The organism is Limnoraphis robusta CS-951, from assembly GCF_000972705.2.
Genome location: NZ_LATL02000238.1, coordinates 1 through 15,432, shown reverse-complemented (window position 1 = coordinate 15,432; position 15,432 = coordinate 1). Strand labels below are relative to the sequence as shown.

11 protein-coding genes and 1 pseudogene are annotated in these 15,432 nt (G+C 40.9%); 5 read left to right on the top strand and 7 right to left on the bottom strand.

Features of this window, described 5'->3' with window-relative positions:
• Positions 1-78 precede the first annotated feature (78 nt).
• Complete coding sequence (locus tag WN50_RS20350; protein ID WP_046277142.1) at positions 79-651, bottom strand: transposase; 573 nt, start codon at positions 649-651, stop codon at positions 79-81.
• A 210-nt stretch (positions 652-861) separates the two neighbouring features.
• On the bottom strand, positions 862-2,370 hold the full coding sequence (locus tag WN50_RS20345; RefSeq protein WP_046277143.1) for a UbiD family decarboxylase: 1,509 nt from the start codon (positions 2,368-2,370) through the stop codon (positions 862-864).
• A gap of 297 nt (positions 2,371-2,667) precedes the next feature.
• Here WN50_RS20345 and WN50_RS20335 point away from each other — a divergent pair, with 297 nt between their 5' ends.
• Positions 2,668-3,957 (top strand): APC family permease, encoded by a 1,290-nt coding sequence (locus tag WN50_RS20335; protein WP_046277145.1) that lies wholly within the window; start codon positions 2,668-2,670, stop codon positions 3,955-3,957.
• A gap of 91 nt (positions 3,958-4,048) precedes the next feature.
• Positions 4,049-5,473, top strand: a complete 1,425-nt coding sequence (locus tag WN50_RS20330; RefSeq protein WP_046277146.1) for an NYN domain-containing protein — start codon at positions 4,049-4,051, stop codon at positions 5,471-5,473.
• Positions 5,474-5,508: 35 nt separating this feature from the next.
• Here WN50_RS20330 and WN50_RS36965 read toward each other — a convergent pair whose 3' ends face one another.
• The 3 genes from WN50_RS36965 to WN50_RS20315 form a co-directional block, all read right to left on the bottom strand.
• Positions 5,509-6,003 (bottom strand): peptidoglycan-binding domain-containing protein, encoded by a 495-nt coding sequence (locus tag WN50_RS36965; protein ID WP_053221564.1) that lies wholly within the window; start codon positions 6,001-6,003, stop codon positions 5,509-5,511.
• A gap of 108 nt (positions 6,004-6,111) precedes the next feature.
• A complete protein-coding gene (locus tag WN50_RS20320) occupies positions 6,112-6,333 on the bottom strand; it encodes a peptidoglycan-binding domain-containing protein (RefSeq protein WP_049560484.1) in 222 nt (73 codons plus the stop codon).
• A gap of 195 nt (positions 6,334-6,528) precedes the next feature.
• Positions 6,529-7,008, bottom strand: a complete 480-nt coding sequence (locus WN50_RS20315; protein WP_046277148.1) for a peptidoglycan-binding domain-containing protein — start codon at positions 7,006-7,008, stop codon at positions 6,529-6,531.
• 231 nt (positions 7,009-7,239) lie between these two features.
• Here WN50_RS20315 and WN50_RS20310 point away from each other — a divergent pair, with 231 nt between their 5' ends.
• Both WN50_RS20310 and hppD read left to right on the top strand, forming a co-directional pair.
• Positions 7,240-7,947 (top strand): SDR family oxidoreductase, encoded by a 708-nt coding sequence (locus WN50_RS20310; RefSeq protein WP_046277149.1) that lies wholly within the window; start codon positions 7,240-7,242, stop codon positions 7,945-7,947.
• A gap of 60 nt (positions 7,948-8,007) precedes the next feature.
• A complete protein-coding gene (gene hppD / locus WN50_RS20305; protein ID WP_323316011.1) occupies positions 8,008-9,087 on the top strand; it encodes a 4-hydroxyphenylpyruvate dioxygenase in 1,080 nt (359 codons plus the stop codon).
• 88 nt (positions 9,088-9,175) lie between these two features.
• On the opposite strand, the gene WN50_RS31080 is transcribed toward hppD, so the two are convergent.
• Positions 9,176-13,753, bottom strand: coding sequence for a bifunctional diguanylate cyclase/phosphodiesterase (locus WN50_RS31080; protein WP_053221563.1), 4,578 nt, complete (start codon positions 13,751-13,753; stop codon positions 9,176-9,178).
• 693 nt (positions 13,754-14,446) lie between these two features.
• On the bottom strand, positions 14,447-14,671 hold the full coding sequence (locus tag WN50_RS20295) for an EAL domain-containing protein (protein ID WP_046277150.1): 225 nt from the start codon (positions 14,669-14,671) through the stop codon (positions 14,447-14,449).
• On the opposite strand from WN50_RS20295, the pseudogene WN50_RS36420 reads away from it, so the two are divergent.
• A pseudogene (locus tag WN50_RS36420) lies at positions 14,647-14,757 on the top strand (transposase); the annotation flags it as partial. The gene WN50_RS20295 and the pseudogene WN50_RS36420 sit on opposite strands and share 25 nt — an antisense overlap.
• Positions 14,758-15,432 lie beyond the last annotated feature (675 nt).

Here is a 15,432-nt window from a genome sequence, read left to right as displayed (position 1 = left end):
TCCTAAGAATTTCCCCGTATTTTAGGGATATTGGGGATTGAGGGCGCAAGTTTGTGGAAAACGTTAAATAGATAGTTATTAAAAGGGCAAATTCAAGTCAATCGTTTGATAATGGGAATATTTTTGAGGGTTTTCTGGATCTTCAGACCAAGATAATGGATTTTCAACGATATATTTTCGGATATTATACAACGATAATTCATCTCGAATAATATGTTCATAATAGTTACGCTGCCAAATAGAAACGCCTGAAACTTGACGAATTTCATTAATTCGTTTTGTCACGACTGCTTTAAAACCCGAAATTAATGTAGACAAAGAACGGGGTTTTCTTGCGCCCGGATTGTTTTCAAACTGTTCGCCGAAACCGTTCTTAATTTCTGTTTTAATAATCACAATCGCGTGAAAATGATTCGGCATAACAATCCATTCATCCAATTCAATTTCTTCTCGGATTTCGGCAGATTTTAACCATTCTTTAGCCACAATAGAACCAATAGAATTCAGGTACATTTTCCCATTTTTTATTTCGCCGAACCAACATTGGCGATCGCGAGTACATAAGGTGATAAAATAAAATCCCGTTTGAGAATAATCATACCCTTTAAGACGAATGGAACGGCGATGATGTTGGGAATGATATTGATTCATATTTGTTTAGTTTAATGGAATAGTTCTCCCCTATTTTTCCCTTCGTAGGGGCGCTCTTGTTTGCGCCCATACAGCCCCCAACCTAACATTTTTCCGAGAGATTAGGAATGATGAAATAGTTTTCCCCTATTTTTCCCTTCGTAGGGGCAGGGAGGGCGCAAGAGGGCGCAAGCAAGAGGGCGCAAGCCTTGCGCCCCTACAATAATTGAATTATTGGATATCGTAGCCGAATTTATTCGGGTCAACTTCGGTTAAATTCAAATCATTTAACCCGTATTCTACCCAACGTTGAGAAACCATCGCCGCCACATCAACATCAGACTCCAATGCTTCGCCCCATTCGTGATCGGTTTCGGGAGGAATTTTTGTGGTTGCATCTATTCCCATTCGTCCCCCTAAACCAATTTTTTCGCTAGCAAAATCTAACGTATCAAAAGGCGTATTGGGGAGAATAAATACATCTCGTGATGGATCAACTTTAGACGAAATTGCCCACACGACTTGACGCGGATCGCGAATATTAATCGTTTTATCGACAACAATCACAAATTTGGTATAAGTAAACTGAGGTAATGCACTCCAAAAGGCTAACGCCGCCCGCCTTGCTTGACCCGGATAAGCCTTATCAATAGAAATAATTGCGGCTTTATAACTTAACGCTTCCATCGGTAAGAAAAAGTCAACAATTTCCGATACTTGTTGTCGTAAAATCGGGGTATAAATGCGGTTTAAGGCGATCGCCATCATCGCTTCTTCTTTGGGCGGACGACCGCTAAACGTGGTTAAATAAATTGGGTCTTGGCGATGGGTCATGCAGTGAAATCGAATTAACGGGGAATCTTCAACACCGCCGTAATATCCCATATGATCTCCAAAGGGTCCATCGGGTAACATTTCACCGGGAGTAATGGTTCCTTCGAGTACAAATTCTGAGTCGGCGGGAACTTCTAAATCAACGGTTTTACACTTAGCCAATTGCACGCCAGAACCCCCATATAATCCCGCAAATAACCATTCGGATAAATCAACAGGAATGGGTGTAGCCGCCGCCATGATAATTAACGGATCAACGCCTAATGCGATCGCAATTTCTAATTTTTTGCCGTTTTCTGCGGCTTTTCTCAGGTGTCTCGCCCCGCCGCGAACCGATAACCAATGAACGGTCATGGTTGTTTTAGACTGCAATTGTAAGCGATAAACCCCAACATTTGGAGTTCCGGTTTCGCAGTCTTTTGTTATCACTAATCCCAAGGTAATAATCTTACCCGCATCTTTGGGATAGGGGCGAATCATGGGAATTTTGTTTAAATCTAAGTCTTCCCCTTCGAGGATAACTTGTTGACAAGGGGGAAAGAAATTGCGTCCGGGTTTGGCTTTAACGACATCAAATAAAACCTTACCAAAATCAACGGCTTGAGATAATTTTTTCGGGGGTTTGGGTTGTTGTAGCATTCCCAATTTTTTCCCCAATTCTTCTAATTCTTGGGGGTTTGACTTGTTCATCGCCAAACACACTCGTTGTTCAGTTCCTAACAGGTTGATAGCAACCGGATGAGGCGATCCTTTGACGTTCTCAAACAGTAAACCCGGGCCGCCCGATTGTAACATTCGGTTAGAAATTTCTGCAATTTCTAAGTCGGGGTCAACTAAAGCGTTAATGCGTCGTAATTGTCCCCGTTCTTCTAACAGTTTTAGGAATCCCCGTAAATCTCTCGCCATGATTTGATCTTAAAGATGAAGTCTCTTTAATCTATTATGAAGGGTTTTGCGCTAAAATCCTACGATGCCTTTCTCTTTTTCAAAATCAATCCCAAGATTCTCAAAAATAAAAACAGTTATAGCAGAAGTCAGGAGACACCGAGACAGGAGACAGAATTGAAACCTTTATCATCAAAGGATTTGACAGAAAAACAGTGTCCTAATCAAAGGCTTCGACTGCTATAATTTTGCTATCTTAACACAATTTACTCATTTTGATCTTATATAATGATAGAAATTTTGGGGAGAGATTGCTAAATGTCTAATCAAACGCCATCCCTCCAACGTGAAATAGGGGTGTTCGGTGCAACCTTAATGGGGTTAGGTTCGATTATTGGCACGGGGGTATTTGTCAGTATTGGAATTGCAACGGGAATTGCAGGGCCATCTGTCATTTTAGCGGTGGCAATTGGGGCAATTGTGGCGTTATGTAATGGGTTAAGTAGCGCCCAACTGGCGGCTAATCATGCGGTGAGTGGCGGAACCTATGAATATGGTTACAAATATCTTAATCCGACTTTAGGCTTTATCGCAGGTTGGCTGTTTTTGTTGGCAAAAAGTGCATCTGCGGCAACAGCAGCGTTAGGATTTGCGGGTTATTTCCTGAATACTTTGGGTTTAAATTCTGGTTTATTAGTGCCGACGGCTTTCATGGCAGTGATCATGATAACGGTGATTGTTTTAAATGGGATTCGTCGTTCTAATGTCGCCAATTTAGGGATTGTTTCTCTAACGTTATTTTCTTTGATTTTATTTATTCTCACGGGTTTAGCGATCGCCTTATCTCCGACGGGCGTTAACAATTTAACGCCTTTTTTTCCGGCTGAAAAGCCCATCGCCGCTTTACTCCAAGCCACCGCATTAATGTTTGTTGCTTATACGGGCTATGGACGTATCGCCACCTTAGGCGAAGAAGTACGAGAACCCCGCGAAACCATTCCGAAAGCGATGGTTGTCACGATGATTGTCACGATGTTATTGTATTTGGCGGTGGCAGTGGTGGGAGTGGCAGCCGTTGGCGTTGAGGGGTTGAGTGATGCGACGCAGAAGGCAGCCCCGTTGGAAATGGCGGCGAGTCAGTTTGGTATACCGGGAATTCGTCAAATTGTCGCAGTCGGGGCGATAACGGCGATGTTGGGCGTGTTGCTGAATCTGATTTTGGGGTTATCGCGGGTGTTGTTGGCGATGGGGCGACGGCGAGATATGCCCCCTCAAGTAGCCCGACTCAACGCTTCTGGGACGACACCAGTCATTGCGGTGATTGTCGTGGCGGTGATTATTGGATTGTTGGTGTTGATTGGCAATGTCAAAACCACTTGGTCGTTTAGTGCGTTTAATGTGTTAATTTACTATGCGATCACCAATTTAGCGGCACTGCAAATTCCGCCCGAAGAACGACTTTATCCAAAGCCGATAGCGGTTATCGGGTTAGTCTCCTGTTTTTTTCTGGCGTTTTGGGTGGAGTGGCAAATTTGGTTAGTCGGGCTGGAATTAATTGCAGGGGGCTTGCTGTGGCGAATCCTGTTGGAAATCTTTCAGCCTAAATAGGAGGTGAGTTTTCTAATTTGATCGCATTCCCTGCGTCCAACGTGCTACTCTTAAATATAGCATCAGATATCTTGATCGTGCGTGCAGGATCATGCCCCATCCAAATAGCCAACTTGGGACGAATGATTCTACTGTAGTTGATACGGTTTGCCATTTTCTTTATCGAACTCTGGTTTCCCTCCAGAAGCAGCATCCCCAATGGCTGAATCCTCGCTACCAAACTGTTCCCTGGCATCAACCCCACTACCAATCTATCTTGATCAAGAAGATTTCACAAGGGTTGAGTCAGGTCAAGCCGCCTGAGAAATTATTGGCGAAAGTTCAAGACTATCTCAAGCTTTTGCTGAGTGAGGAATTTATTCGCTCGACTGAGTATGAGGTTGTTATCGCCCAACTTGAACAACTGATTTATCCGAACCCGAAGCTTACTCCTTATCCGCATCCGAGTGAAATTAACCCTCAACCTCTGTATTTTAATGGACGCAGCTTTTCCAACAGTGGAATTAGTATTCTGTTGTTGGATGTGGAAAACCTACAACTTGATATCGAAACCGAGAAGTTTTTAGAAACCATTTGCACCTGTCCCCTACAAATTAAAGTGGCTTTTGCGAATTGGCGGAGTATGGGGAAAAAAGATATTGAATTTCACCAACGGGGCTATCAACTGATTCATGTGCCGCCGGGAAAAGACAGTGCAGATTTAAAAATGGCAACGGTCGGTTCTTCTATTTTTGTCTATTATCCCACAGCTCAGGAAGTTTTAGTTTGTTCGTCTGATCGCGCCTTAACTCATCTGTGCAATACGCTACAAGGTCATGGGTTAACGGTATATCAAGTTAAGAAGAAAAAAGACAAAATACTCGTGTTCAATAACCGCACAGGTGAAACACAACAATTTGCTTTGCTCACCGCTCCTGAAATTCCGCCATTAGATCAATTTATTATCCAGTTACAAGAATTAATCCGAGCTGAACAAAAGCGGATTCAGAGTCAATGGATTAAACTGTCACGACTTTCGGCTTTATATAAAGATACCTATCAAATCACAATTAGTCAAGTGGTTTCTGCCCATTATGCCGAATATAAAGCCAGAGACATCTTTATTAAGAATCCTCAAACCTTTGTACTGCATCAACCGTCTGACAAGTCCCAAACCTATGTCACCTTATTTGAAATCAGTTCAATCCCAGAAAAGTTAATCTCCCCTGTCGAAAATTCTACCAATGATTTAGGGGCGATTCAATCGGTTCAGCAGCTAGAAAAAGCCCTCGTTGAGATTGTCAAAGAACTCACCGCGCAAACTTCTAGTCCTTGTATTTCGCTGTCAATACTAGGCAGTTACTTCAATAAAAAATATGGTCAAGCGATTACCCAAGTGATTAAACAGTTCCAGCCGGGAGGCAAATTTCCCAAGTTTATAGAATTGTGTAATTCCTTTAGTTTAGAACAAACAGAACGAGGTTTAACTGTTTGTTTATTAACGGAAAATCTCCCTTCATCTTCCGAAGAAGAATAAAGGGAGAAGGAGAAAGGCACTTAAAATCTGTTTATTTAATCGATATATAAAAACTCTTGCTTGAGAATTTCTCGCCAGGTCTTCGGCCCAACAATCCCATCCGCAACTAATCCAAACTTACTTTGAAATTGCTTAACTGCGGCTACCGTTTTCGGCCCAAAAACACCATCAATCCCTAAATTTGCTTCAATATTATTCAGGCGAGTTTGCAATTCTCTTACGCTATCTCCCGTATTTCCAGCCTTTAAAATCGGGAAAGAACCATCTGGATTATCTAAAGGGGCAGTTGTCATTTGTAATAAAATACTCCAAGTTTTTGGCCCAACAATCCCATCAATTGTTAAATTATTATCCTTTTGAAATCTCTTCACCGCCGCTTCAGTACCAGAACCAAAAATACCATCTATTTTGAGGGCTGAACCTACAATATTCAGGCGACTTTGTAAATAGGTGACATCATCTCCAGTTTTACCTAATTGTAACTTCGGTAAAGCATGAGCGGCTTCAGAAGGAATACTGAGTGATTGCATGATTAATACTCTCTAAGGTTGGTGGACTGGAATAAATCTAATCTAATCTGCTTTTTAGGGAATGGGGAGTCACTCGTTTAAGTAACTCCTGCAAATCTTCTCCACAAATTAGCAGCCAGAATACACTAAAGCATTCATGGTTTGCGGGCCAACAATCCCATCAACTGCTAATCCCATTTCTGATTGAAATTTCTTAACAGCCGCTTCTGTAGCAGCCCCAAAGATACCATCTACAACTAATTTTGCCCCAAAAATATTAAGCTGTGCTTGGATATTTTTAACGGCTTGTCCTTGGCTGCCCCCACGGAGAATAGTTGTTGTTGATTGCATGATTGATTCTCCGATGAACTTGTTTCTATAGTTCTAATCTAATTGATTCAAAAAAGATTGTGTAGTCACACATTTAAGTGACCAGATTTAAACTCTCTATAAAAAAATCTCCCTTCATCTATCAAAAATAGAGAAAGGAGAAATAGAGAAAAATAATGAGGTTAGAAAGATTAATAGAGGGATGAAATACAATCCCTAGAAAAATTCATGCAGTAAAGCATTCCAAGTTAAAGGGCCAACAATTCCATCAGCAGCCAGCCCAAAACGGCGTTGAAATTGCTTAACAGCCGCTTCAGTGGTTGAGGCAAAAATACCATCAACAAGTATACTAATCTCAAAATTATTCAAACGATTTTGTAACCGAATCACATCATTTCCGACCCGTCCAAAACTGAGAATCGGTAAAGATTGTAGAACCTCAAAAGGAACGCTAGTGGCTTTCAATAAACTATTCCAAGTTTGCGGCCCAACAATCCCATCAACCCATAATCCACTCTCTTTTTGAAATTGTTTCACTGCGGCTTCTGTGGCAACCCCAAAAATACCATCAATCACTAACTTCGGGGTAAAAATCTTCAAACGTTCTTGTAAATTTTTAACGATTTTCCCTTGACTACCCCGACGCAAAATCGGCAGAGATTGAATCGTTTTAGGGAAAAAATCTGTGGTTTGCATCTTAAAAACTTCCTGTGGATTTGTTTTCATACTTCTAATGTAATCACCGGCTTATACATTGGACAGTCACTTCTTTGTGCGAATGTCTGGCAAAATTATCAATATTGTCGTTAATTTGAGGGACAGATTGAGTCTATTTTTAAGGAATTTTGAATAAATCTACCCTTTGTCTTTCCCAGACTCAGGCGGTTGTGACTATACTAAGAAGGGAGTTTTAAGAAATGTAACGAGATGCGAGACAAAGTTGCGGTGATTATTGGGGCCACAGGTGGAATTGGTTCAGCCCTTGCCCAGAAGTTAGCCCCATTGGGCGTTAAACTGGTGTTAGTGGCTAGAGACAGCCAAAAATTGCAGAATTTAGCCGAAGAATTAGCGACACCCGAAGTTTTGGCGGTTTCTAGCGATATTACAGACCCGCAGCAAGTTGAGGGACTGATGCAGAAAGCCGAAAGTCACTTCGGACAGATTGATATATTGGTGAATGCAGCCGGCGCCGGAATTCTCAAACAGTGGAATAAAATCGAACCTGCTGACCTGGATGCGATGTTGGACTTGAACCTCAAGGGCAGTTTTTACACGACTCAAGCCGCAGCAAACGTGATGAAGCAGCAAAAATCCGGTCATATTTGTAATGTGATAGGAATTTTGGGCAAACATTCGATGGCGATGGGAAGTGCCTATTGTGCTTCTAAATTTGGGGTCGTTGGTTTTAGTAAATGTATGGCGGATGAAATGCGGCGATATGGGATTAAATTTACACTATTCTATCTTGGGGGAGTTGACACGCCCTTCTGGGATAATGTTAGCTTAAAAGTTGATCGTGCAAAAATGCTCAGACCTGAAACGGCAGCCGATGCCATTTTATTTGCACTTTCAGCCGAACCTCAAGCGGTTCCAATGGAGATTAATATTCAGCCGGATAGTCATTTATTCTTCTAATCTGAGGGAATAGAAAATGAGGAACGGCCCATTGATTCCGAACACAAAATAGGGCGGATTATGATGCACTTTGATCATGTTCATTTTTATGTGACCAATGCCAAAGCATCACGGGATTGGTTTATTGACAAGTTGGGTTTTCAAAGTCTGGGATGCGTGACAAACCCTGATACTCATACGGAGATATTACAACAGGGAACGGTTGATTTTCTGTTGTCTTCTCCGGTGACTGCGGTGAGTCCGGTGGCTGAATATTTGCATCAACATCCCCCTGGTGTTGTGGATGTGGCGTTTCAAGTTGAGGATGTCGAAGCTGCGGCTGAACAGATGATCGCTGAGGGTGTTAAAATTATTCAACCGATGCAACAATATTCTGTTGAGAATTATCTCCTCAAATGGTTTGTGATTGTTGGCTGGGGTGGATTGCATCATACCTTAGTCGAACGACAAAATCATCCTCATTTTAAATGGCTACCGCATATTCCTTTTGCAATTCCTCATTCTTCTATTCCTTCCTCTATTATTGGAATTGATCATGTCGTTTTAAATGTTGAGGCGGGAGATTTACAAGCGGCGGTTAACTGGTATCAACGGGTGCTAAAGTTTCTCCCTCAACAGACTTTTGATATTCAAACAAAGCGTTCCGGCTTGCAGAGTCAAGTGTTGGTCAACCAACAGAATAATGTCAAGTTTCCCATTAATGAACCCACTTCTAAAAATTCACAAATTCAGGAATTTTTAGATTTAAATCGAGGTTCAGGTATTCAACATATTGCCCTAAAAACGAACAATATTATAGAAACAGTAGGTGAGTTGAGACAGAAAGGATTAGCGTTTATTTCTGTTTCCCCTCACTATTATAATCAGTTACAGGAAAAATTGCAAGATCATTTATCCCGCGAAGATTGGCAGAAAATCCAAGAGTATAAAATTTTGATTGATCTGCCGAGTCCTGAATCAATGTTATGGCAAATTTTCACCCAGCCTATTTTTGATGAACCGACATTCTTTTTTGAATTTATTGAACGTAAAATTACTTTAGTTAATAAAAATCCAGTCGAAGCTGAAGGGTTTGGAGAAGGTAATTTTCAAGCCTTATTTGAAGCGATAGAACAAGAACAAATTAACCGAAAAAAATAGCCTAATAAAGTCCATCTATATAATATTTCTCCGTCTCTCAAAAATCTTCGTGTCTTCCTGTCTTTGTGTTTAATTTCCCCGCCAATCATCATTCATCAGGGAGTTTGGCGTTAGAGGACAATAAAATCTCAGCATCAGATGAAGGAAGCGGTTTAGAAAACAGATAACCTTGCCCATATTCACAGTTTAACTGTTTAAGTTGTAGCAATTGATCACGGGTTTCAATACCTTCTGCAATCACTTCCATGCCTAAACTCTGAGCAAGTGTTACAATCGCTTGAGTAATCGCTCTATTTTTGAAAGGAGAATTAGCACGAACAACAAAAGCCCGATCAATTTTCAGGGTATCAATCGGAAAACTATGTAAATAACTCAAAGAGGAATAACCCGTCCCAAAATCATCTAAACTGAGTTGAATATTACGAGATTTAATGTGTTTCAACGTTGTTTTAACCACTTGGGGATTATCCATCAACATACTTTCAGTAATTTCTAACTTGAGACAGTCACTTCTCAAACCCGTTTGACTGATAATATTATCAATTTTATCAACTAAATCCGGTTCGCGTAACTGACGCCCCGACAAATTGACACTCATGGTTAAATCACCCAAATGAGGGAACCGTTCATGCCAACTTTTCAGTTGTGAACAAGCCTGATACAGTACCCATTCCCCAATTTCTACAATCAGCCCGGTTTTCTCGGTAATCGGAATAAATTTAGCGGGAGAAATCCAACTTCCATCGGGATGTTGCCAGCGAATTAAGGCTTCAAAACCTGCAATTTTATCAGTTTTAAAAGAAACAATCGGTTGATAATACACCTGAAATTCTTGCCGTTCAATGGCTTGCCTTAAATCCGTTTCCAATTGCAGACGTTCAAGCATTTTTTGGTGCATCTGGCGATTAAAAATCGAATAGTTTCCTTGTCCTTTCTCCTTGGCTGAATACATGGCAATATCAGCGTCCCGTAACAATTCTTCTGGCTGTTGATAGTCAGCCGTGAGTAATGCAATCCCAATACTCGCATTTGTAAACACCTGATGGGTTCCTAAATTAAACGGTAAAGTGAGTTCCTGCTGAATCTTTTGAGCGACTGTAATCACTTCCTTAAATTCTCCGACTTCCGCGAGTAAAATCGTAAATTCATCGCCGCCAAAACGGGCTAAGATATCCGTCGCCCGCAAGCAATTCTTCAGGCGATCTGTGAGTGAAATTAGCAATTTATCTCCTATCGCGTGTCCGAGACTGTCATTAATATATTTAAAGTCATCTAAATCAATAAATAAAACGGCAAATAAAGAATTATTTTGCTTTTCAACGATGTGAATGGCTTGCTGCAAGCGTTCCATAAAAAAAGCTCGATTTGGCAAGTTGGTTAAAGTATCGTGATAGGCATTATGTCGCAGTTGTTCTTCTGCCAGTTTACGTTCAGTGATATCTTCGGAAATACAAAGCAAATATTCCGGCTCATGTTCCTCATCATAAAGCGGTATTTTAACGGTATGTAGAATCCGATCTCCTAAACTATGACTGTTAATCAGTTCTTCGGGAATATCTTGCATGACTCCCCAGCCAAACGCCTCTTGATCTTGTTGAATCATGCGTTTGGCTTGATCAGGTGGGAACAATTCATCTACGGTTTTACCAATGACTTGTTCTGTGGTTAATCCAAATAATTTTTCACAGGTTTCATTCCAAAACTTGAACGCCCCAAACGGTTCTGACTGAGCCTCTTTGACAAAAACCGCCACAGGTAAATGATCGATCATCGTTTGCAGAAAATTTCGAGTTTGTTGAACTTGTCGCATCGCTTGATAACGTTCCGTGACATCTCGCAAGGAAGCTAAAGTTGCAGGTTCTCCGTCCCAAAGAATCTCCACCACCTGCATTTCTGCCATAATTAATTTCCCTTCGGGATGTAAAATGGTGACTTCAGTGGCTCGATCAAATTCCCCATACAACGAACCAAACCAATACCCCAAAAGTTCTAAACGAGGACGACTAAACAGAGATTCCCCCGCCGGATTAACAAAACGAATAATACCATTGTGATCAACAACAATTAACGCATCGGATATCGCTGTAATAATCGTACTGAGGCGGTGTTGACTCTCTCGCAGATCCATCTCAGCTTGCTTGCGATCGCTAATATCACGTAAAATAATCGTTAAAAAGACTCCCTCAGCCAACTCTAACTGAGAGACTGAAGCTTCTGAGGGAAACTCCGTTCCATCTCGACGCCGAGCCATAATTTCTAGCGGTTTATTCACCGGACTCGTTCGATTATCTGCACAGTATTCTTGAATATAACCTCGATAAACGGAGCGATCAACTGAGGGAATAATCATCTTTAAAGGTTGAGCGATCACTTCTGTTGCGGAGTATCCAAAGATTTGTTCAGCCCCTTGATTAAACAATTGAATCACATTTTGTTCATCGACGCAGATAATGGCATCTTGAGCAATGTCTAAAATCCCTCTTAAACGGGCTTCTGAAGCTTGTAAAGCCACTTCGGCTTGTTTGCGTGAGGTAATATCATTCTGCACCCCAATAAAATGAGTCAGCATTCCCCCATCGTTAAACACAGGGGAAATGTGCAGTTCGATCCAAATTTGTTGACCATCAACCCGGTAATTTTGTAAGATAACATTACATTCTTGGGCTTGTTTAATGGCTTCTCTCAACTGGGCGATCGCAGGCTGTTGACGATTTTCTTGTTGAAAAAACCGAGGGTTACAACCGAGAATTTCTGAGGGGGAAAAGCCTGTAATTCGTTCAACGGCAGAATTGGCGTAAATGATCGGATTGTCAGGTTGTGTCGGATCAGTGATAATAATCCCATTGCTGGTTGAGTTGATCGCCCGTTCTAACAGATGTAACTGTTCGGTGGACTCAGCTTGTTCTACCCCCGTTGCCAGAATATTGGCGATCGCTTGCAGGAAGTTGACATCATCTTGGTTAAACAGTCGTTTTGTGTGAGTATGCACTCCTAACACCCCAAAATTGCGATCTTTTAGGCGAATAATTGTACTCATCCCACTCACCACATGATGATCATGCAGCAAAGCAGGCCCATTAAATCGCGTTTCTGTGCGTAAGTCTTCGACTACCACAGGTTCACTTTGTAGTAAGGTATAACCCGCTTGCGAGTCACTTCCGCTTCCGACTGTGGCGGTTCCGACGAGTCCCTCTAACCAACCGACTCCCGCCCGTAACAACAAGGCTTGACCATCGGGTAATAATTCCAAGACTTTGGTATACTCAACTTCGAGAACTTCTGCCATCAGGGTAACGGCTTCCGCAAACAGTTGATTGAGTGAGGGTTGAGCCTGAGCGTATTGACCCAACCCCGCAACGGCTGCTTGTTGATCAACTCGACTGCGGAGTAAGGCTTCGACTCGTTTCTGTTCGGTAACGTCACGAGCGACTGCATAGACTAAAGTTTCTTCTACAGAAGATGCCGCTTTCCAGGATAAGCAGATGTAAGATCCATCCCGACATCGATAGCGGTTTTCAAAGTTTTGGGTGGGTTTTCCGGTTGATAAGTTCTCAAGTTCGGCTAAAGTCGCGGCTCGATCTTCTGGATGTACAAATTCAATAAACGGTTTCGCTAAAAGTTCAGCTTGTGTGTAGCCGAGTGTTTTTTCAAAGTAAGGGTTAACCCGTTTGAAATAGCCATCTAAACCAGCAATACATAACAGATCAGGTGAGAGTAAAAACAGGCGATCTCGTTCTTGTTCAACTTTTTGATATTGACGGAGTGCAGCTTCTCTTAAGCGAATTTCTTCGAGTAATTTTTCATTGGTTTTTTGGAGTTTTTCGGTTTGTTCCTGGGACGTTTGAGCCAGAGCGGTAATTAGTCCAACCAACAGAGAAATTGCAATTCCACCCCCAAGTAAAATTTCCGAAAGAGAGGAGTCTTCAGAGGGAAAGGGGATTAAACTTGCATTGAACTGCAATTCTTTAACTTTTTGATTGATATTCTGACTAATCTGTTGAGTCCAGGTTGTTTGATTAGAATCCGCAAATGTCCATACAAAACCTTGAGTTGAAGAAAAGCTTACATATTGATCAATTTTCTGTTGTTTTAAATCGCTTAAAAACTCATCGATACTTAAAACACCCACGATAAAGCCTTGGAATTTTTCCTGTTTATAATTAGGAATATAAACGAAAAATAATCTTTCTTTTGAAGTTAAATAAAAAATCGGTGTGACCATCACATCATCAGACTTTTTGAGCTTTTTTCGGGCAACTTCCTCCCACTGAGATACAACTACATTCAAATCTTCTGGAGAAAATTCCCAATTCACCTTAGATATAATTTGTTTATTTTGATTGTTGATGTCTGTCAAAATAATAGCCTGATAGCCATCTATACTGTTGATGAATGAAGTCGCTTTGACTTCTCTATCTTGGGGTAATTTTGGATTAAACATCCAGTATTTGCTGACTTGAATTAGCGTGATAATTCGAGCTTTAATATTTTCCTGAAGTTCGATTTTTAGATGGCTTTCTGCTAATAGAATGTTTCGCTCTATTTCACTTTCTTGTTCTTGCTTCAAGTTTTGCCAGAATATTACAGTTACGCTGAAAACAAAACTGGCTGCTAACATCGAAGAAGCAATTTTTTTCCATAATTTTAATTGATTGAAGTCTGACATATTAATTCCTCTAGCGTTTTGAGCGATAAAAATTTTAGGGTGTGAGTAAAACTCACTCAATTATATAGAATCATACAGAGAATTACTAAGTTTGTTGACAAACTCTGTCTGCAACTCTGTTTGAGTTATAATTGTATTGGATTAACTTTTTCAATCAATTGATTGGATTAGCAAGTTCAATGATTTTAAGAATAGGCTATTAAAGAAAAATTCAGAAGTCAGAATTTCTGAGTCAGTAATCAAATCAATTGAAGGTCGATTTAAACCCCTTGACGAGTCCAACCGTCGCACAGAATTATATTCTGAATTCTGTCTCCTGACTCCTGACTACTTTATTGTTAATAGAGTTTTAGGTATAAACTGTACATTGAACGGGTCTTAATCCACTTCAAGATCGGGTTTGAAAAAATCGGGAATATTAATATAGTAACAGATTAATAGAGCCTGTCGAGAGTCTTAAGTCTTGGAATAGACTGGAGAGAACATAAGTTTCCCTAACTTTCTCCTTCTCCTCCTCTTTCTTCTTCTTCTTTATTTCCTCCTGACTCCTGACTCCTCTGTCGTTTTGTGATTAAGATTTACAAAATAAAATAAAAAGATAGCTCTCTTAAACTGTTGACAAAAAAAGACATATTTATTAAATGTTAAAGAGTATTTTTACGGAATAATAATAAAAAACTAATTTTCCGTCCATTAACCTTGAATAACACGGAGAAACGTTTCAATTTTTTGTGCGTCTACGGCTTTAGAAAATAAATTTCCCTGACCATATTCACAGCCCAAAGCTTTGAGTTTATCTAACTGAAAAACCGTTTCAATCCCTTCAGCAATCGCCTTCAATTCCAAAGCCTGAGAAAGCCTGAGAATCCCTTTCACAATCGCCGTATTTTCCTGTGCTAACTGGAGATGTAGCAACACGCTGTCGGGAGATATTTTAGGAATTGGCAATTGAGAAAGAATGGGAGATTAAAGCCCTGGAAATATCTCCTGATCATATTCATATCATGTCCGGATAATTAGTGATAAAAAACTTTCTCATAATCCGACTCTTTCTTCTTCTTGATTTCCTCGGTGACTCGGTGACTCCTCCTCCTCTTTCTTCTTCTTGATTTCCTCGGTGACTCGGTGACTCGGTGACTCGGTGACTCCTCTGTCGTTTATTTATAACTGTTCAACCGGACATGATATAATTCTTCCGGGCGATCGCAACTGGAACTACTCAAAGCAATCCCAATACTCGCATTAGTAAACACCTCAATCCCATTCAAATTAAACGGAAGAATCAATTGTTGGTAAAACGAGTCTCGACGCGCAGATCTTCAACGACGACAGGCTGTTTTTGAGCCAAAGTATAGCCCGCGTGAGACTGAGAACCTGTGCTAATACAAGCTTTACCGCAACTCGAGTGACAATTTCCGCCAATAATTGATCTAAGTTCGTTTGACTCAGAGCATATTGACCCAGCCTCGCAACGGTGGCTTGTTGTTCAATCCGCGATTGTAATTGTGCCAGAGATTGTTTATTTTAGATGAAAACTGCTAAAAGTTCAGTCTGATATCGTACCCTGTTGACAGACTAAACGCAATCTCACTTGAGTTGACATACTCCCACCGTTAATTGCTAAAGCAATTCTTCCGGGGGATTCTTAGATTCACACCTAAAAGTTTCTGCTTCACAGA

Excerpts from the sequence above, each read along its gene's own strand:
- WN50_RS20310 (WP_046277149.1), top strand. The coding sequence starts at position 7,240 with ATGCGAGACAAAGTTGCGGTGATTATTGGGGCCACAGGTGGAATTGGT.
- WN50_RS20335 (WP_046277145.1), top strand. The coding sequence starts at position 2,668 with ATGTCTAATCAAACGCCATCCCTCCAACGTGAAATAGGGGTGTTCGGT.
- WN50_RS20330 (WP_046277146.1), top strand. The coding sequence starts at position 4,049 with ATGCCCCATCCAAATAGCCAACTTGGGACGAATGATTCTACTGTAGTT.
- WN50_RS20345 (WP_046277143.1), bottom strand. The coding sequence starts at position 2,370 with ATGGCGAGAGATTTACGGGGATTCCTAAAACTGTTAGAAGAACGGGGA.
- WN50_RS20320 (WP_049560484.1), bottom strand. The coding sequence starts at position 6,333 with ATGCAATCAACAACAACTATTCTCCGTGGGGGCAGCCAAGGACAAGCC.
- WN50_RS31080 (WP_053221563.1), bottom strand. The coding sequence starts at position 13,753 with ATGTCAGACTTCAATCAATTAAAATTATGGAAAAAAATTGCTTCTTCG.
- hppD (WP_323316011.1), top strand. The coding sequence starts at position 8,008 with ATGATGCACTTTGATCATGTTCATTTTTATGTGACCAATGCCAAAGCA.
- WN50_RS20315 (WP_046277148.1), bottom strand. The coding sequence starts at position 7,008 with ATGCAAACCACAGATTTTTTCCCTAAAACGATTCAATCTCTGCCGATT.
- WN50_RS36965 (WP_053221564.1), bottom strand. The coding sequence starts at position 6,003 with ATGCAATCACTCAGTATTCCTTCTGAAGCCGCTCATGCTTTACCGAAG.
- WN50_RS20350 (WP_046277142.1), bottom strand. The coding sequence starts at position 651 with ATGAATCAATATCATTCCCAACATCATCGCCGTTCCATTCGTCTTAAA.